Origin of the sequence: Streptomyces sp. NBC_00466 (assembly GCF_041433995.1) — a bacterium.
Classification (GTDB): domain Bacteria; phylum Actinomycetota; class Actinomycetes; order Streptomycetales; family Streptomycetaceae; genus Streptomyces.
Genome location: NZ_CP107896.1, coordinates 6,206,261 through 6,223,737 on the forward strand (window position 1 = coordinate 6,206,261; position 17,477 = coordinate 6,223,737).

Below are 17,477 nucleotides of genomic sequence, written 5' to 3' on the forward strand. Positions count from 1 at the left end.
GGCGTATCCGGCCGGCCTCATGCCGGCGGACGTATGGGACGGTTATCTGCCGGTTCTGCTTTCGTCAGCCCTCGCGTACCGCATCTGCGACGCGATCGCCGTTGTTCTCGGCGCTTTCGCTCCCGGGAAGGACGACCGGCAGCCCCGCTGCTTCCCACGCCTCAAGGCCGCCCGCCACGCTGTAGACGGAAGACCGGCCCGCGCGGATCGCCTGCACGCCGCCCTGCGCGCTGCGGTTGCCTGTGCGGCAGACGAAGGCCAGTGGGCCGTCAGGCAGATCCGACAGCGACGCCGGCAATGTGCTGAGCGCGGCGTGGACGGCGCCGGCCGGGTGGCGCGCTGCCCATTCATCGTCTTCACGGACATCGACCAGTGTGAGTTGCCCATCCTCGGCGCGGCGACGCGCCTCAGCAGGAGACAGGTCAGCGGGCATGCGACCGTCGCCGGAACTCAGGCTCTGCGTGGGCAGGACCGTCCTGATCGCCTCGTAGTTCGAGGCATGGGCGACGGCTATCTGCTGTCCCATCATCGGGCAGACATTCATTGCCTCTTCCCAGTGACGGGTGGACTCCCATTCCGCCACGTTGACGAGAGAGAATTTGCTCCCCGGAACGATCGTGCGGAACATGTACGTCCGAATGAAACCGGGCTGCGCCGCCATCACCTCCGCAGCATCTTGCCATGCGGCGAGATAAGAGGCTTCCTTCTCCTCATCGATCTCGATCGGAATGATCACGACGTGTCGATTTTCCATCTGCTGCTTCCTCAAGTATTTCAACTACCGGCATGCCGCTCGATCCGGAGCAATTCCCAACGAATGCGGGAACACGACCGAGTCCTGGGGATACCGGCTTTCAGTTGGGGGCCGGAACCATCTGGACGCAGCTTGCACACACGGATCCGCAGGCGACGAAACCCTCTTGCTGGAATGGCAAGGCGCTCGGCGTGGTCCGGGGTCATCGGCCAATCGTCGAGCCATCCCCGGCGGTGAGAGCCAGCGCGTCTTGCCAGGACAGCATGAACCGATGCGGCATCCGTGGCGCCGTCGCACGCTGATGGCATGAGCGAGTTCGAGTTGATACGAGATGGTGAACAGACCTGGGACGTCGTGGTGGTCGGGGGTGGGACCGCCGGCCTTTCCGGGGCTTTGAATCTGGCCCGGGTGCGCCGGTCGGTTCTGGTGATCGACAAGGGGGAGCCCCGCAATGCTCCGGCTGCCGGCGCCCATGGTGTGCTCGGCCGCGAGGGCATCTCTCCTCTGGAGCTACTGCGGCTCGGGCGCGAGGAGGTCGCTTCGTACGGCGGTCGTGTCGTTTCGGGGCAGGTCACGCGGATCTCCCGGGACGGCGCAGGCTTCCGGGTTGTCACCGAGGAGGGGCAGCACCTACGGACACACAGAGTGCTGGTGACCACTGGTTTGGTCGATGTGCTGCCGGACGTGCCGGGGCTGGCCGAACGGTGGGGGCGGGACGTGCTGCACTGCGTGTACTGCCACGGCTGGGAAGTCCGGGACAAGGTCATCGGGGTGCTCGGCAACTTCCACCAGGCACTGTTGTTCCGTCAGATGTCCAAGGACGTCACGCTGTTCCTGCACACCGCAACGGAACTGACCGACGAACAGTGGGAGCAGCTGGCTGCTCTCGGTGTCGGTGTGGTCGACGGTGAGGCCACCGGGCTCGAGGTCGACAGCCAGGACCAGCTGGCGGGCGTGCGGCTGGCATCGGGAAAGGTGGTGGCGGTCCAGCAACTGGTGGTCGCCCCCCGGTTCCTCGCGCGCGCGGGTTTCCTGCGCGAGCTGGCCGTGACGATGCGGGAACACCCGATGGGCCTGGGGGAGCAGCTCCAGGTGGACGCCTCCGGGTTCACCGGAGTGCAGGGCGTGTGGGCCGCGGGGAACGTCAGCGATGTACTGGCCGGGGTTCCCGCCGCGGCAGCAGCCGGCACCACCGCGGCCGCCGCGATCCACATGGACCTGCTGAAGGCCGATGCGGAAGCCGCCGCCCGTGCGGCGAAGGACGGTGAAGTGTTCAGCGGGGCGATGGAGGCCGAGGTGTCGCGGCGGGTGCAGGGCAGCCGTGCGCACGGACTGGGCTCCCTCCCCGGCGGGAACTGAGCCCTTACCGCGACCTGGTCAGGTGGCGCGGACCCGGAGATGGGCCCGTTCTCCCTGGCGTCCAAGCAGGATGAGAAGTTCAACGGCCTGGTCGCCGTCGGCGCCGATCCAGTGCGGCACGTGCGTGTCGAACTCCGCGGCCTCGCCCGGCTTGAGGCTCAGGCTCTGCTCGCCCAGCAGTAGCCTGAGCCGTCCGGCGAGCACATAGAGCCACTCAAAACCGTCGTGAGTCTGCAGCTCCGGCTCGCTCTGGGACGTGGGTGAAATGAGAAGCTTATAAGCTTGGGCGCCGCCAGGATCGCTCAGCGGCACCAACGTCATGCCTCCCCGGGTCACCGGGCGCAGGTGAATGCGTGGGTCTCCCGTACGGGGCGCGCCCACGAGATGGTCGAGGGGCACCGCGTACACCTCGGCGAGTGGCAGCAGCAGCTCCAAAGTCGGCTTGCGACTGCCGCTCTCCAGACGAGACAGCGTGCTCTCGCTGATCCCGGTCCGCTGGCCAAGCTCAGCCAGCGTGATCCCCCGCCGGCGACGCAGCTCCCGCAGACGGGGCCCGACCGCATCCAGAACGTCCTTCTTCGCGCTGTTCACACCCTGATACTGCCCGAACCGGCATGGCCCCTTCCAATTCGAGTTCGAGCAGCAACTGAGCAAGATGTCAGCGAGGCGCACGTTTTGTCAGTGCGGAACGGACCCCGGTGTGACTGCGGCCAACTACGGCCACCGGCACCGCCCGGGTGGCGGGGCCGGTGAAGGACGAGAAGCCAAGGAGAGCGAAGCTGATGGCGCGTGGACCCGCTGTCCGCAAGCAGTTCACCGGCATGCGGGCCGGCCTGACGTTGTCGGTCTCAGACGCATGCATCCCTTGTTGTACATGTGGCACAAGTCACGATTAGGCGCCGGAACTCGACGCTCTGCCGACTCGACTACTGGAGAGGTACGGCTACAACTGCCGTCTCTCGCAAGACGGTTCGATGCGACCAGGAAGGTCGGGCATGGCCGATATTCCCTTGTCACCCCCCGCCGCCGACAGGGGCGCCCGCAGACTGCTGCCGGCTCCCGCGCTGTACGGGCTCCTGCTTCTGCTGGTGGTGTTCTCGGTGTCCTACGCCGTCGGGTCGGCGGCCGGGCCGGTGGCGCCGGGTATGCACGGCACCGGGAGAACCGGGAGCGATGGCGGGAACGACGGCGGCGGCGGTATGGACGACGTGCCCGGGATGGGCCATGGGAGCGGTGAGTGATGGCGGCCGAACCGCTGGCGAGCCTCGGGGTCACGGACGTGACCGTGGGCGGGATGACCTGCGCGGCCTGTGTCCGGAGGGTGGAGAGGAAGCTCGCCAAGCTGGCGGGCGTGACGGCCACGGTCAATCTGGCCACGGGTCTCGCGCGGGTCAGTCATCCGGCCGCTGTGGCGCCCGAGGATCTCGTCACCGCGGTCGAGCAGGCCGGATACGAGGCCGCGCTGCCCGTGCGTGAGGACGAGGAGCCGACCGGGGAAGCGGCCGAGGCCGCGGCCGACGAGGCCCGTCGCGAGCGGGAACGGATCGTGGTCACCGCTCTGCTCGCGGTGCCGGTCCTGGTGCTGTCGATGGTGCCGGCCCTGCAGTTCCGTAACTGGCAGTGGCTGTGTTTCGTGCTGGCCGCGCCGGTGGCGGTGTGGAGCGCCTGGCCCTTTCACATCAGGGCGTTGCGGGGGCTTCGGCATTCCACGGCCACCATGGACACCCTGGTTTCGCTGGGGGTGGTGGCGTCGTTCTCCTGGTCGGTGTACGCGCTATTCCTGGGCGGAGCGGGCGAGCCCGGGATGCGGATGTCGTTCAGTCTGGTGCCGTCCGCGTCGGATGGCATCGCGCACCTGTATCTCGAAGCCGCCGTGAGTGTGCCGCTGTTCGTGCTGACCGGGCGGTTTCTGGAGGCGCGGGCGCGGCGGGGGACCGGGGCGGCGCTGCGGTCGCTGGCCGAGCTGGCGGCCAAGAAGGTGTGGGTCCGCGACGGGCACGGTGAGCGGTCGATCCCCATCGAGCAGCTGCGGGTGGGGCAGGTCTTCGTGGTGCGTCCCGGTGAGCGGGTGGCCACCGACGGGCGGGTGACGGAGGGCAGTTCGGCGCTGGACCTTTCGCTGGTCACCGGCGAGAGTGAACCCGTGGAGGTGTCTCCCGGCTCGGCCCTGGTCGGCGGGGCCGTCAACGCGGGCGGGATGCTGCTCGTCGAGGCGACGGCGGTCGGCGCGGACACGCAGCTGGCCCGGATCACCCGGCTCGTGACGGAGGCGCAGGCGGGCAAGGCGCGGGCGCAACGGCTGGCCGACGCGGTCGCGGGAGTCTTCGTTCCCGTGGTCCTGGCGATCGCGGTGACCGTTATCGGGTTCTGGCTGGGCGCCGGGGCCGACCCGCAGGCGGCGCTCACCGCCTGTGTGGCCGTCCTGGTCGTGGCCTGTCCGTGCGCGCTGGGGTTGGCGACGCCGACCGCGCTGATGGCCGCCACCGGGCGGGGGGCGCAGCTGGGCGTGCTGGTGAGCGGGCCGCAGACGCTGGAGGCTCTGCAGCACGTGGACACGGTCGTGCTGGACAAGACCGGGACGCTGACCACCGGCCACATGACGGTGTCCAAGGTCACCGTGCTGCCGGGCTCGCTCGGGCAGGACGCGGTGATGAGGCTGGCCGGGACGGTGGAGCGCGGCTCCGAACATCCGATCGGCCGGGCGGTCACTGCGTACGCGTGCCGCACCGAGGCGCCCGGACCCTTGCCGGACGTGGCGGATTTCGCCGCGGTGCCGGGACACGGTGTGAGCGGCCGGGTGGACGGCTTCACGGTGGAGGTGGGCGCGCCGGACGGCAAGCTGCCGCGCGCGCTGGCCAAAGCGCTGGCCGAGGCGGAGGAGGCCGCGCACACGCCGGTTCTGGTGACGGTCGACGGCCGGGCCAAGGCGCTCATCGCCGTCGGCGATCTGGTACGGCCCGGCAGCTACCGGGCCGTGGCGCGGCTGCGTCGGCTCGGTATCCGCCCGGTGCTCGCCACCGGCGACCGCAAGGCGCCCGCCGACGCCGTCGCCGCCGCACTGTGTATCGACGAGGTGCGCGCCCGCTGCACCCCCGAGGACAAGGCCGCCCTCGTACGGGAGTTGAGGGAGGAGGGCGCCCGGGTGGCGGTGGTCGGCGACGGGGTGAACGACGCCGCCGCGCTTGCCGCCGCGGACCTGGGCATCGCCATGGGCAGTGGCACCGATGTGGCGATCGGCGCCGCCGACCTCACCCTGGCGCGCGGTGACATCGAGGCGCTCGTCGACGCGGTCCTGCTGGCCCGGCGCACGCTGGGTACGATCCGGGCGAACCTGGTGTGGGCGTTCGGCTACAACGTTGTCACCGTACCGCTGGCCATGGTCGGTCTGCTCGATCCGATGTTCGCCGCCGCGGCGATGTCGGTGAGTTCCGTGCTGGTGGTCGTCAACAGCCTGCGGCTGCGCACCTGGCAGCCGTCTCCGGCCCGCGGGCGGAGCCACCCCGGGACGTGGGGCGCGAAGGCGGGTGTCCGGTGAAGCGGATCACGGACCCGTTGTCCTCACTGAAGCGACTCGACCGGCGGCGGCTGCTGGACGGAGCGCTCGCCGCTCTCGTGCCCGTCGTTGCGTGCAGTGTGGCGCTGGCCGGCCTGACGACCTGGGCCGGCACGGGCCGGGCCGGCAGCCCGGCGGTCATCCGGGTCACGGGCGGGAAGGTCCTGCTGCCGTCCGACGGAGTCCCGGAGACGGCGGCTTTCTTCCACATCGCCAACGAGGGCGGCTCGACCGACACCCTGGTCCGGGTCACGGCACGTCACGTCGCCGGTGAGATAGCGCTCTCGCGCCATCGCATGCAGCAGGGCAACGCGGCCTACCGGTCCGCGATCGACTCCGTCTCCGTCGCCGCGGGCGACAGCCTCGCCATGTCGCCGAGCGGGGTGGACCTGACGGTGCCCGTGCCCTCGGCCGGGTGGGAGTCGGGTGATCTCGTGTCGTTCACCCTGGAGTTCCGGCACAGCGGCCGGGCGAAGGCCCTGGCCGTCGTGGTGCGACCGGGTTCGGTCCCGATCGGGTACTCGCCCCCGCCGTCCCCGAGTTCCCTGCGCCTGGTGTGAGGATGAGCGGGCTATGACTGTCCGAGGGTGGTGCCGCGTGCTGCGGGCCGGCGTGTTCGCCGCCGCCTGCGTGCTGCTCGCCGCCCTCGGTCACGTGACCATGTCGGGAGCCCCCGTTCCCTGGTGGGCGATGGCCGCCGGTGCGACCGCGACCGGCGCGGCCGGCTGGCTGCTGGCCGGCCGGGAGCGTGGCCGCGCGTCGATTGTCGTGGTCGTGACCGCCGCGCAGGCGGTGCTTCACGAGACATTCACCCAGGCGCAGAAGCTCGCGTCGGCGCCGGAGCCGGCCGTCATGCCCGGCTCCGGTGGCTCGACGGGCACGAGCACCATGGACATGGGCTCGATGGGATCGATGGACATGGGGTCGACCGTGCACGCGGTGCACGGTATGGCCGGTGCCGGACACATGCACGGCATGTCCGGCATGAGCGGTACGGCCTCGGTCGGCATGTTCGCCGCGCACCTGCTGGCCGCGGTGTTGTGCGGGCTGTGGCTGGCCCATGGTGAGCGGGCCGTGTTCCGTGTTCTCAGGGCCGCGGCGGCCTGGCTGGCGGCGCCGCTGCGGCTGCTGCTGCCGGCCCTGCCCGCACCACTGGGCCGCCCGTCCGTGCGCGGGCTCTGCGACTTCGCCTGTCCGGCTCCGGTACGGCTGCTGCTGTGTTGTTCTCTCACCTTCCGTGGGCCGCCCGCGGGTGCCGCTGTCATCTGAGACAGCCGGATCCACCCGGGGCCCGACCTTGTGGCTCCCGCCGTCCTGCGGCCCACTCGCGCGCAGGTCTGCCGACGGTCTCCTCGCCGCGACCCGCTCACGCGCCTCCGCGGGCAGGCGGTCCCTCACGGGCCCCGGGCATCGCCGTACCTCTCGCGTACGGACGCACCCACTGTGCCGGTGAGCCGTGCCCTCGTGCGGGCCCGGCCCCGCAAGACCTGAGAAGGACATCACGTGATGATCTCCGTCCTGCCCGCTCCCCGCGCGGATCGTGCCTCCGCGGACGCGTCGGCGACCGCCTGGGCACTGGCCGCCCGCGGCGGCGACCTCGACGCGGCCGACCACTTCGTCCGTGCCCTGCACGGTGACGTGCTGCGTTACGTGGCTCACCTCAGCGGCGATCCCCAGACCGCACACGACCTGACCCAGGACACCTTCGCGCGGGCGTTCGGCAGCCTGCACCGCTACGAAGGCCGCGCCTCGGCCCGGACCTGGCTGCTGTCGATCGCCCGGCGCGCGGTCGCCGACAGCCTGCGCCGTGCCGCGGTCCGCCCCCGGATCGCGGACGCCGTCGAGTGGCAGACGGCGGTGGAACGCTCCCAGCCGTGCGGCCTGCCGGGCTTCGACGAAGGCGTGGCCCTGCTCGACCTGCTGGAGAGCCTGCCCGACGAACGCCGGGAAGCGTTCGTGCTGACCCAGGTGGTCGGACTGTCGTACGAGGAGACGGCCGGGTCCCTCGGCTGCCCCGTCGGCACGGTCCGCTCCCGGGTCAACCGCACCCGTGCCACCCTGGAACTGCTGCTGCGGGAGGCCGATGCACCGAGCGCCCTCGTGGCCTGACCACAGGGCACTTCCCCGGTGGCGCGGTCCTGAGACGCGGGCCGTGCCGCCGGGAACTCGACGGCCCGAGCGGGCGACTGCTGGGACGTGACAGTCAACAGCGAGCGATCCCACCTCCGGTACCGCGGTTGTGGCCGCTCGCGGCCGATCCGGTCGCACTGGACGTAGAACTGAGGGCCGTGCGCTGCGCGGGGGCCCAGGAGCTGTCTCTGGACGTCGCGGCCGGCGAACGTGTCGTACCTGAGCGGCCGGGACGGGGCGACGGGGACGGCGCTCCTGCGTGCGGGGGCCGGGCTGAACCTACCGGCGGGTGGGTACGGTGCCCGATCACCCCGGCTCGCTTCACCCCTCGCGACCGGCGGCTGCTCCAAGTCCAGTGCTGGTCAGCAGAATTGACGGAGCATCGCGGGAACTCCCCGGCTTCTTCCCCCGACTACTACTGCGACACCGGCTCGTCAGCCGACCACGGCGGTAACGGCCAGGAGGGGCCTGCATGATCGGCCACGGGGCGCTGGCCCACTTCGTCGCCGCGGCCACGCACCGCTACGGGCTGCGCCGCGAGGACCGTGTCCTGCAGTTCGCGCCGCTGCACTTCGACGCCAGCGTGGAGGAGATCTTCCTGACCCTGTGCGCGGGGGCCACCCTGGTGTTCCGGACCGACGGCATGACCGAGTCGGTGCCGGGCTCCTCGACGCTTGCGCCCGGCTGAGGGTGACCGTCCTCGACCTGCCCACCGCCTACTGGCACGAACTCGCCTACACGGTCTCCACCGGCACCGCCGCTCTGCCTGAGGCCGTACGCACCGTCGTCATCGGAGGGGAGGCGGCCCTACCCGAACGCGTTGAGCGCTGGCGCAAGGCGGTCGGCACCTCGGTCGCGCTGCTGACCACCTACGGCCCGACCGAGGCGACCGTGGTCGCCACCGTCGCCGACCTGCACGTCCCCGGCCTCGCTGCCGGAGACGTCCCCATCGGCCTGCCCCTGCCCGGCTCCCGGGCGGCGGGTGGTCGACGGCGAGCTGTACCTGCTCGGCCCTGCCCTCGCGGACGGCTATCGTCCGGAGGTACCCGACAGCGCGCGCTTCGCCCCGCTCACCGCTCTCCCGGAGGCCCCGCGCGCCTACCGCACCGGGGACCTGGTCCGCATCGGCGAGGACGGGCAACTGCGCCACATGGGCAGGGCCGACACCGAGTTCAAGACCAGCGGACATCGGGTGCAGCCCGCCGAGGTGGAGAGCGCCCTGCTCGCCCATCCCGGGATCCGGGAAGTGGCCGTCGCCGGACAGGTCCTCCCGGACGGCACCCGGCGCCTGCTCGCCCACCTGGTGGCCGAGGGCCCGGCACCGTCCGCCACCGACGTGCGGGAGCGCGTGCGGGCCAGGCTGCCCGCCGCGATGATCCCCTCCGCCGTCGAGTTCGTGGAGCGGCTGCCCCGTACCAGTTCGGGGAAGAGCGACCGGGCCCTGCTCGCCGAGCCGCCCGAGCACCGGGCACCGGCCACCGGAAGCCCGCTGGAGCGGACCATCACGGGCGTCTGGCGGAGCCTCCTCGGTACCGGGACCGTGGCGGTCGACGACGACGTGTTCGACCTGGGCGCCCAGTCCCTCCAAGCCATCCAGGCCGCCAACCGGCTCTGCGTGGAACTCGGCCGCGAGGTGAAGGTCGCCTGGCTCTTCCAGCACCCCACCGCCGTGGCCCTGGCCCGGTTCCTCGCCGACGCGGAACGGCCGGGCGCCGCCGCGTCCGCCGGGCTCCCGCCGGCTCTCCTGGCCGACACCCGGCTCGACCAGGGCATCCGGCCCGGCATCAGCCGCGCCGCCCACGACACCCCCCGTGCGCATCCTGCTCACCGGCGCCACCGGATTTGTGGGCGCGCACCTGCTGGCGCGGCTGCTCGCCGACACGGAGGCCGAGATCGTCTGCACGGCACGGGCCGCCGACGTCCCCGAGGCGACCGCCCGCATCCACGCGACCCTCACCCGCCACGGCATCACGCCCGACGCCCGCGCGTCGGCCCGTCTGACGGTTCTGCCCGCCTACCTCGCCCGCACTGATCTCGGCCTGCCCCGGGAGACCCTGGCCGACCTCGCCGCGGCCTGCGACGCGATCTTCCACAACGCGGCGACCGTCAGCATCATGCGCGACTACGCCACCCTGCGGGCCGCCAACACCGAGTCCACCCGGCAACTGCTGCGCCTCGCCGCCGTCAACACGACACCCCTGCACTACGTCTCCACTCTCTCCGTGGCCCCGCCCGTGAGCCACAGCTCCGAGGTGCCGGAGGCATTCCTGCCGCCCCACGAGGACCTGCGCTACGGCTACCAGCAGTCCAAGTGGGCCTCGGAACGGCTGCTGGAACAGGCGGCCGAACGCGGCCTGCCTGTCACCGTCCACCGGCTCGGCCGCGTGGTGGGACCCGCCGGCACGGGTTACGTCAACGAGCGGGACTTCCTGTGGAGTGTGCTCCGCGCGGGCATCCCCGAGGGCATCGTCCCGGAGCTGTTCGAGGACGAGATCTGGACTCCGGTGGACTTCGTGGCCCGTTCTCTCGTCCACCTGTCCCTCGTCCCGGACGCGACGGCTACCGGCCAGGTCTTCAACCACGCCACCCTGCCCCGCGTACGGCTCTCGGACGTCTACGACTGGGTGCGGGAGTACGGCTATCCCGTACGCTCCCTGCCGCTGGCGCGCTGGCGGGAGCAACTGCCCCGCTCGGCCGACGCCGCAGCCACGACGCTCGCCTTCTTCGACTCCGCGGACGACGTATTCGCCGACCGGACTCGCGCGGCCGACCTGCGTCTCGGCCACGTCCGCGCCGACCGGGTCCGCGCCGGCCTGGCGGGCACCGGCATCACCTGCCCGCCCGTCGACCGCGACCTGTTCTTCCGCCACCTGGACCACTGCGTGACGGCGGGTGTGCTGCCCGCCCCCGCCCGGCCGTCGGTGCCCCGCTCCGGGGTGGCCGCGAAATAGTCCGCAACTGCTGGGAACTCACGGTCACTTCACCCCGACTACTGCAACGGAACCCGTCAGCCGATGAGCATGTCCCTCATGCAAGGAGCCCGCATGTCGATCAACCGGCCGGCCGTCACCGCCCTGGCCGCAGCCCTCTGCCTCCTCACGGCGGCATGCGGCTCCTCTTCCGACGACAAGGCGAGCGACACGACGACCGAGGCCGCCGCCTCGAAGACCGGCTACCCGGTGACCCTCGACAACTGCGGCCAGAAGGAGACCTTCAAGAAGGCCCCCAGCCGGGTCGTCGTCATGAACGGCGCCTCCGTCGCCGAGGTCTCCACCCTTCTCGCCCTCGGCCTAGGTGACAAGATCGTCGCCAACCAGCAGACCTACGGCATGTCCGAGGTCGCGGGCCGGGCCGCCGCCATCAAGAAGCTGCCCACCGGCGACGTGAAACTCAACGACGCCTACGACATCCCCCGCGAGGCCATGTTCGGCCTGCGCCCGGACCTGGTGCTGTCCACCACCTCGTACGGTTTCGACGAGAAGAACGGCTTCGCCACCCGCGACCAGCTCAAGGACGTCGGCGCCAACAGCTACGTCTCCCCCCAGGGCTGCGACCAGGACACCTCCAAGATGACCATCGCCGACAGCTACCAGCTGCTGCGCGACATGGGCAAGGTCTTCAACGTCAGCGACAGGGCCGACAAGCTGATCGCCGCCTCCGAGAAGAACATCGCGGCCGTCACGGACACGGTGAAGGGCGAGACGCGGCCCAAGGTCATGGTGCTCTTCTCCAACATGTCCATGGGCGGCAACGACTTCAGCTCCGTCGTCGCCAAGGGCATCTACAACGACATCCTCACCAAGGCCGGCGGCGCCAACGCCTTCGAGAACGCCTCCAGGACCTCCTTCGCCGACCTGAGCAAGGAGAAGGTCGCCGCCACCGACGTCGACGCCCTCGTCGTCATCGCCTACAACGACCCGAACCCGGCGGCATACGCCAAGAAGCTGCTCAAGGAGTTCCCCCAGTGGCCGGCCGCCAGGAACCACACGTACGTGACGCTGTCCGACTCGATGTACCTCGGCCCCAGCAACGACCTGGCCGTGCAGAAGGTCGCCAAGATGCTGCACCCGGACGCCGTCTGACCCGGCTGAAGGTCCCGCTGACGTTCACGCTGCTGCCCGTCGCGCTGATCGCCACCATGATCGTGGCGATCAGTATCGGAGCCGTCAACGTCCCGGTGGCCGACGTGTGGGGGATCGTCCTCCACCATGTCACCGGGGCGGGGCCGGCCCCTTCGGATCCCGCGCTGGACCAGATCGTGTGGAACTTCCGCACCCCGCGGGTGGCTCTGGCGGCCCTGGTCGGCGCGGGCCTGGCCGTGACCGGAGCGGTTCTGCAGACCGTGGTGTCCAACCCGCTGGCCGACCCCGTCGTCCTCGGTTTCTCCTACGGCGCCACGCTCGGCGCGGTCCTCGTCATCACCCTGGGCGGGGGCGTGGCGCTGGCCGGGCTGGGGGTGTCGGCGGCGGCCTTCCTCGGCGCGGTGGCCGCCGGAGCCCTGGTCTTTGCGCTCGGCCGGCGCCAGGGACGGCTGGCTCCGACCCGGCTGGTCCTGGCGGGTGTCGCCATCGGCTATGTCTTCCTCTCCGCGACCAGCTATGTCCAGCTCCAGGCGACGCCCACCGAGCTGCGGACGGTCATGTTCTGGATGCTGGGCAGCGTCGCGGGCGCCCAGTGGGAGCAACTGCCCACGGTCGCCGTCGTGGTATTGGTGACGACCGTGCTGTTGTCGCTGTTCGGCCGTCGGCTCAACGTGCTGCTGGCCGGGGACGAGTCGGCCACCGCTCTCGGCGTCGACGTCAGCCGGCTGCGGGCCGTCCTGCTGGTCCTCAGCGCGCTGCTGACCGGCACGGTCATCGCGGTCGCGGGCGGTATCGGTTTCGTCGGCCTGATGATCCCGCATCTGGTGCGGCTGACCATCGGCGCCGACCACCGTCGGCTGCTGCCTCTGACGGCCTTGCTGGGCGCCGTCTACCTGGTCCTCGTCGACCTGCTCTCCCGCACCCTCAACCGTCCCAACGAACTGCCGCTGGGCATCCTCACCGCCCTGCTCGGCGCCCCCTTCTTCCTGTGGCTGCTGCGCCGCAACAAGGGCCTGGACTGACAGCATGAAACTCATCGTCGACCGACTCCACGTCATTCTCGACCACACCCCGATCCTGCGCGATGTGAGCCTTGAGGCCCGCGTGGGTGAGATCGTCGGCCTCGTCGGCCCCAACGGCAGTGGCAAGTCCACCCTGCTGCGCACCGTCTACCGCTCTCTGCGCCCGGCCGAGGGGGTGGTCAGGGTGGGCGAGGACGACGTGTGGGAACTGTCTCCCCGGGCTGCGGCCCGCCGTACGGCGGCTGTCCTCCAGGACGCGGGCGGCAGCACCACCGGCCTGACCGTGGGCGAGATCGTCGCCCTGGGCCGTTCCCCTCATCACGGGCTGCTCGGCCGCGACGGTCCCCAGGACCACGAGGCGGTGTCCGCAGCCATCGACCGCTGCGGTGTACGACTCTTCGCGGACCGCGATTACGCCTCTCTCTCCGGGGGTGAGCGCCAACGTGTCCTGCTGGCCCGGGCGCTGGCCCAGGACCCCAGGCTCCTTGTGCTGGACGAGCTGACCAACCACCTCGACATCCGGGCCCGGTTCGAGCTCCTGGACCTGATCCGCGCCACTGGTGTCACCACGCTCGCCGTGCTGCACGACCTCGATCTCGCCGCCCGCCTCTGCGACCATCTGGTCGTCCTGCACGGCGGCGCCGTGGCAGCGGCCGGGCCGGTCCTGGACGTCCTCACCCCCGGCCTGCTCGCCGATGTCTTCGGCGTCAACGCCAGTACCGAACGGCACGCCGACGGCGTCGTCCGGATCACCTACGATGCCCGGCCCCTCGCGCACGGTGAGAATCCCGAGGACGCCGCTGCCGCCCTCCTGGCCGAGACCGCCGACCGCTGAACCGGCGGTGAGCGGGAGTCACGTCACTCTTAAAATGCTCAAACGCCAGATGTTCGGCCGGGCCGGCTTCGCCCGCCTCAGAGACGAGTACACGGGCATCAAGGCGGACCCCAGCAGGTCACAGAAGCACAGTCCGGGCATCCCACCACACGCCACGGACATCACACTCAGTCAGCCCTCCACGGAAAGTGAGCCAGAACCTGTGTTTGTGCTGCTGGGCAGTGCACTTTTGGTGGCCTGGGCGGAGCCTCACGCCGCGCGAGCGGGACGTCCTGGAGAGGGTCGTCGCCGGTCTGCCCTCGCGCACCATCGCCATGGAACTGCATATCACCGCAGCCACCGTGCAGGACCACCTGAAGAGCGTCTTCGCGAAGACCGGTGTCCGCAGCCGACGCGAACGGGTAGCGACCATGCTGGACTTGTGAGCGGACCGTTTTCACGGTTCCGCTTGCCGCGATCCAACTCGTCTGAATCCTTTGCCCCGGCCACCGGCTCTTATGAACGTAAGGGCAAGCGGCCATACGGCCGAAGAGTCGAGGAAGGGTGGGAGAACCGTGGCCCAGTTCACCAGGAGCTCATGGCCGGGTGACCAACTCGTCAGCGCCGCACAGCGCGGCGACGAGGCGTCGATCGGGGTGCTGATATCCGGCGTGTACCCGCATGTCCGGCGGTTTGCGTTCTCGTTGTGTGCCAGCAGTCAGGACGCCGAGGACGCGGCGCAGGAGGCGATGATCGTCCTGTTCCGCAGGATCGGGACACTGAGGGCCACCGCCGCGCTCGCCTCATGGATGTTCCGGATCGTGCGCAACGAGTGCTTGCGGCGCACGCGGAGCCTCGTGCATCGCCCGGAAACGGCCGTCGACACGACTGTGTCCTCGGCCGAGGACGACGTGCTGGGCCGGCTGGAGACCGAGCGGCTGGCCGCCGTGATCGCATCCCTGCCGGACGATCAGCGCCGCGTCCTCATCATGCGGGACATCCAGGGGCTGCCGGGGAAGACCGTCGCCTCGGCGCTCAGGCTGAGTACGCCGGCGATGAAGTCCCGGCTGCACCGCGCCCGCCGCGCGGTGCGTGAGGGGCTGGGTGAGCCGGAGTGAGCGTGAACACCTCCCCGGCCGGGCCCCGAGGAGTGCTCCTCGTACACGGCGCCTGGCACAGCGGCAAGGCGTGGAACGGCGTCGCCGGCAGGCTGCGTGCGCAGGGCGTTCCTGTGGCCGTCGCCGAGTTGCACCGAGGCTCACTGGCGGGGGACGTCGCCGCCGCCGAAACCGCACTGGACGAGATCGCCGAGTCCGGTCCCGTCGTCGCCTGCGGCCACTCCTACGGCGGCGCCGTCATCAGCGGTCTGCCGCCGCGGAAGGTGGCGCATCTCGTGTACCTGGCCGCGATGATGCCCGATGTCGGCGAGACCAGCTTCGGGCTGCTCGCCCAGGCACCGCCGAGCGACTTGGGCGCGTGCATGATCGGTGACATCGCCGGCACCACCACGATCGACCCGGCCCGTGCCGGTGAGCTGTTCCACGGCCGGCTCGATACGGACCGGCAATTGCCTCACGTCGCCGAGTTGGTCCCACAGGTCATGGCGGCCGGCCACCAGGCGGCCGTGACCGCGGTCTGGCGCTCACGGCCCAGCACCTACGTCCGCTGCACCGACGACCGGGTCATCCACCCGGAACTGCAACGCCGCTTCACGCAGCGCGCCACCCACACGGTCACCTGGCACAGCGACCACGGCGCCTTCGCTTCCCACGAGTCGGACACCGTCGCCCTGCTGTCCCGGCTCGCCCGGCTCTGAACCACCGCGCTCACCACCACACCGCTCGCTACGGGCACCGCACACACGACAAGAGGGAACCTTCGGCCCCGGCTCAGCGCTCTCCCATGGAGCGGAGCGAAGAGCCACGGGCGGAATGGGCGACGTGCAACTCCTCGGCGACCACCACCGGCTCGGCTCGATGCCATTGATCAAAGACCCCGCTCCGGCCGCCTATTGATCACAACTCGATACGCGCCCTAGGCATTGTTTCTCGGATCTCCTGACGTGGGTGGGGTGTTGGGGTGAGGCTGGTTCCATGGGTCGTGGAGATCTGACGAATGCGGAGTGGGATCGGCTGGCGTCGTTCTTTCCTCGTGGTGGTGCGCGTGGTGGTCGGTGGAGTGACCACCGGCGGGTGATCAATGGGATTCTCTACCGGGTGCGGACCGGCGTGCAGTGGCGGGATCTGCCCGAGCGGTTCGGTCCGTGGGAGACGGTCTACAAACGACATCGTCGCTGGTCAGCTGATGGGACCTGGGAGATGCTGCTGTCCCGCATTCAGGCGGCTGAGGACGCGGCGGACGGGATCGACTGGGACGTGTCGGTGGACTCGACAGCAGTACGAGCCCACCAGCACGCCGCTGGCGCGAGGAAGGTGTCCCCGGCCGCCGTTCCTCAAAAGGGGGCCAGGCAGGGGACGAACCAGGTCGATCCGGTTCTGCGGAAACTGGTCGCCCGGTTGGAGGAGGTGGTCAGCTCGGCGAATGCCTGGGACGTTCCCGCGGCGGATTCACCACCAAGATCCACCTTGCCGCCGACGGGCGATGCCGACCCCTCGCGTTCGTCCTGACACCCGGACACTACGGTGACGGACCCCAGCTCGAGCGGGTCCTGGAGCAGATATCCGTGAGCCGAACCGGAGTCGGCCGGCCTCGCACCCGACCCAACCGCGTCCTGGCGGACAAGGCCGCCTACACGTCCCGCAGAAACCGCCGCTACCTGCGACGACGCGGCATCCCACACACGATCCCCGAACGCCTCGACCAGCAAAGACACCGCAAGAACCGAGGCTCCCGAGGCGGTCGGCCCACCGGCTTCGACAGCGAGCGCTACAAGAAGCGCAACACCGTCGAACGCACCATCAACCGCCTCAAAGGCTTCCGCGCCGTCGCCACCCGCTACGAGAAACGCGCCTACATCTACCTCGGCACCGTCACACTCGCAGCCCTCGTCATCTGGCTCCGAACATGATCCAAGAAACAGTGCCTAGTACTGCAACGGTGCTTGCCATGACTGATGGCCAGTTCAGGGGCTGTGTCCGCGCCGTGTGTAGTGACTCAGGCGGGCCTGGTGTGGTCGTCGTCGGCGCCAGGTCGGCCAGTGCAGGATGTGCTCTACGGGTGTGGGACGGCGGGTCGGTGAGGCGGGTGATCAGCCGCCGTATTTCGGCGAGGCTGAGGTGGATGAGTTGGGAGGGTCCGTTTCTGCTTTCCCGGTATCAAGCTCCCGGGCTCGCAGGACGGTGAGGCAGGCGTGGGCGGCCAGGGCCAGGGCCAGGGTCATGCGGCGGTGCCAGCCGGGGTAGCGGCGGATCTGGTAGTCGTCCAGGCCGCATTCCTGTTTCGCGCTCTGGAAGCATTCCTCGATCGCCCACCGGCTGCCCGCGACGCGGATCAGGTCGTCAAGCGTGGTCTCGGCGGGGCAGTAGGCGATGTAGTAGGACAGCTCATCCCGCCGGCTGACGCTGCGGCGGGCGATCACCCAGTGGCAGCGGTCACCTGTACGGCTCCGTGTTCCCCACCGTCCTCCCGGGCGAGTGGGAGATCGAGCCGATGCACTCGCAGATCAGCTTCACCGCCCGCCATATCGGACTGGCCCGTATCCACGGCCGGTTCAACACCTTCGCGGGCGTGGTCAGGATCGCGGATCACATGGAGGACTCCGCGATGCACGTCATCATCGACGCGGCGTCCATCGACCCTACCG

The 17,477-nt window shown here is 70.2% G+C and carries 15 protein-coding genes and 5 pseudogenes; 17 read left to right on the forward strand and 3 right to left on the reverse strand.

Translation table 11 applies throughout. The features are described from left to right. Positions 1 to 64 precede the first annotated feature (64 nt). Positions 65 to 754, reverse strand: a complete 690-nt coding sequence (locus OG210_RS27965) for a rhodanese-like domain-containing protein (RefSeq protein WP_328324589.1) — start codon at positions 752 to 754, stop codon at positions 65 to 67. Between the two features lie 306 nt (positions 755 to 1,060). Between OG210_RS27965 and OG210_RS27970 the strand changes: the two genes are divergently transcribed. Next, positions 1,061 to 2,113 (forward strand): NAD(P)/FAD-dependent oxidoreductase, encoded by a 1,053-nt coding sequence (locus tag OG210_RS27970; protein ID WP_371539218.1) that lies wholly within the window; start codon positions 1,061 to 1,063, stop codon positions 2,111 to 2,113. Positions 2,114 to 2,131: 18 nt separating this feature from the next. Here OG210_RS27970 and OG210_RS27975 read toward each other — a convergent pair whose 3' ends face one another. Continuing rightward, the gene (locus OG210_RS27975) at positions 2,132 to 2,704 is read right to left on the reverse strand and encodes a helix-turn-helix domain-containing protein (protein ID WP_328324585.1); all 573 of its coding nucleotides are present in this window, start codon (positions 2,702 to 2,704) and stop codon (positions 2,132 to 2,134) included. Between the two features lie 404 nt (positions 2,705 to 3,108). Between OG210_RS27975 and OG210_RS27980 the strand changes: the two genes are divergently transcribed. The 15 genes and pseudogenes from OG210_RS27980 to OG210_RS28050 all read left to right on the forward strand — a co-directional run bounded on the left by OG210_RS27980 (position 3,109) and on the right by OG210_RS28050 (position 16,742). After that, on the forward strand, positions 3,109 to 3,354 hold the full coding sequence (locus OG210_RS27980; protein ID WP_371539220.1) for a hypothetical protein: 246 nt from the start codon (positions 3,109 to 3,111) through the stop codon (positions 3,352 to 3,354). Then, positions 3,354 to 5,648: a heavy metal translocating P-type ATPase gene (locus tag OG210_RS27985; RefSeq protein WP_371539223.1), complete on the forward strand. Its 2,295-nt coding sequence runs from the start codon at positions 3,354 to 3,356 to the stop codon at positions 5,646 to 5,648. Before OG210_RS27980 ends, OG210_RS27985 begins: the two co-directional genes overlap by 1 nt. After that, entirely contained in the window at positions 5,645 to 6,226 is a 582-nt protein-coding gene (locus tag OG210_RS27990) for a copper chaperone PCu(A)C (protein ID WP_328324579.1), read from the forward strand. The genes OG210_RS27985 and OG210_RS27990 overlap by 4 nt, the downstream gene beginning before the upstream one ends. 13 nt (positions 6,227 to 6,239) lie before the next feature. Next, positions 6,240 to 6,935 (forward strand): hypothetical protein, encoded by a 696-nt coding sequence (locus tag OG210_RS27995; RefSeq protein ID WP_328324577.1) that lies wholly within the window; start codon positions 6,240 to 6,242, stop codon positions 6,933 to 6,935. Positions 6,936 to 7,169: 234 nt separating this feature from the next. Beyond that, positions 7,170 to 7,775: a sigma-70 family RNA polymerase sigma factor gene (locus OG210_RS28000; protein WP_371539226.1), complete on the forward strand. Its 606-nt coding sequence runs from the start codon at positions 7,170 to 7,172 to the stop codon at positions 7,773 to 7,775. A 493-nt stretch (positions 7,776 to 8,268) separates the two neighbouring features. Next, positions 8,269 to 8,714: pseudogene (locus OG210_RS28005) on the forward strand (AMP-binding protein); the annotation flags it as partial. A gap of 232 nt (positions 8,715 to 8,946) precedes the next feature. Next, positions 8,947 to 9,426 (forward strand): annotated as a pseudogene (locus tag OG210_RS28010) (phosphopantetheine-binding protein); the annotation flags it as partial. Positions 9,427 to 9,607: 181 nt separating this feature from the next. Further along, positions 9,608 to 10,747, forward strand: coding sequence for a thioester reductase domain-containing protein (locus OG210_RS28015; protein WP_328324573.1), 1,140 nt, complete (start codon positions 9,608 to 9,610; stop codon positions 10,745 to 10,747). 93 nt (positions 10,748 to 10,840) lie between these two features. After that, on the forward strand, positions 10,841 to 11,878 hold the full coding sequence (locus tag OG210_RS28020; RefSeq protein ID WP_328324571.1) for an ABC transporter substrate-binding protein: 1,038 nt from the start codon (positions 10,841 to 10,843) through the stop codon (positions 11,876 to 11,878). Positions 11,879 to 11,934: 56 nt separating this feature from the next. Then, entirely contained in the window at positions 11,935 to 12,900 is a 966-nt protein-coding gene (locus OG210_RS28025) for an iron ABC transporter permease (RefSeq protein ID WP_328324569.1), read from the forward strand. A gap of 4 nt (positions 12,901 to 12,904) precedes the next feature. Then, complete coding sequence (locus OG210_RS28030; RefSeq protein WP_328324567.1) at positions 12,905 to 13,735, forward strand: ABC transporter ATP-binding protein; 831 nt, start codon at positions 12,905 to 12,907, stop codon at positions 13,733 to 13,735. A 221-nt stretch (positions 13,736 to 13,956) separates the two neighbouring features. Continuing rightward, complete coding sequence (locus OG210_RS28035) at positions 13,957 to 14,160, forward strand: helix-turn-helix transcriptional regulator (RefSeq protein ID WP_328324565.1); 204 nt, start codon at positions 13,957 to 13,959, stop codon at positions 14,158 to 14,160. A 129-nt stretch (positions 14,161 to 14,289) separates the two neighbouring features. Then, positions 14,290 to 14,832, forward strand: a complete 543-nt coding sequence (locus OG210_RS28040) for an RNA polymerase sigma factor (RefSeq protein ID WP_328324563.1) — start codon at positions 14,290 to 14,292, stop codon at positions 14,830 to 14,832. 2 nt (positions 14,833 to 14,834) lie between these two features. Continuing rightward, complete coding sequence (locus tag OG210_RS28045; RefSeq protein WP_371539231.1) at positions 14,835 to 15,530, forward strand: alpha/beta hydrolase; 696 nt, start codon at positions 14,835 to 14,837, stop codon at positions 15,528 to 15,530. Between the two features lie 277 nt (positions 15,531 to 15,807). Beyond that, positions 15,808 to 16,742 (forward strand): annotated as a pseudogene (locus OG210_RS28050) (IS5 family transposase). A 180-nt stretch (positions 16,743 to 16,922) separates the two neighbouring features. Here the strand turns inward: OG210_RS28050 and OG210_RS28055 are convergent. Then, positions 16,923 to 17,267 (reverse strand): annotated as a pseudogene (locus tag OG210_RS28055) (IS701 family transposase); the annotation flags it as partial. 32 nt (positions 17,268 to 17,299) lie between these two features. On the opposite strand from OG210_RS28055, the pseudogene OG210_RS28060 reads away from it, so the two are divergent. Then, positions 17,300 to 17,470, forward strand: a pseudogene (locus OG210_RS28060) (YceI family protein); the annotation flags it as partial. Between the last annotated feature and the right edge of the window lie 7 nt (positions 17,471 to 17,477).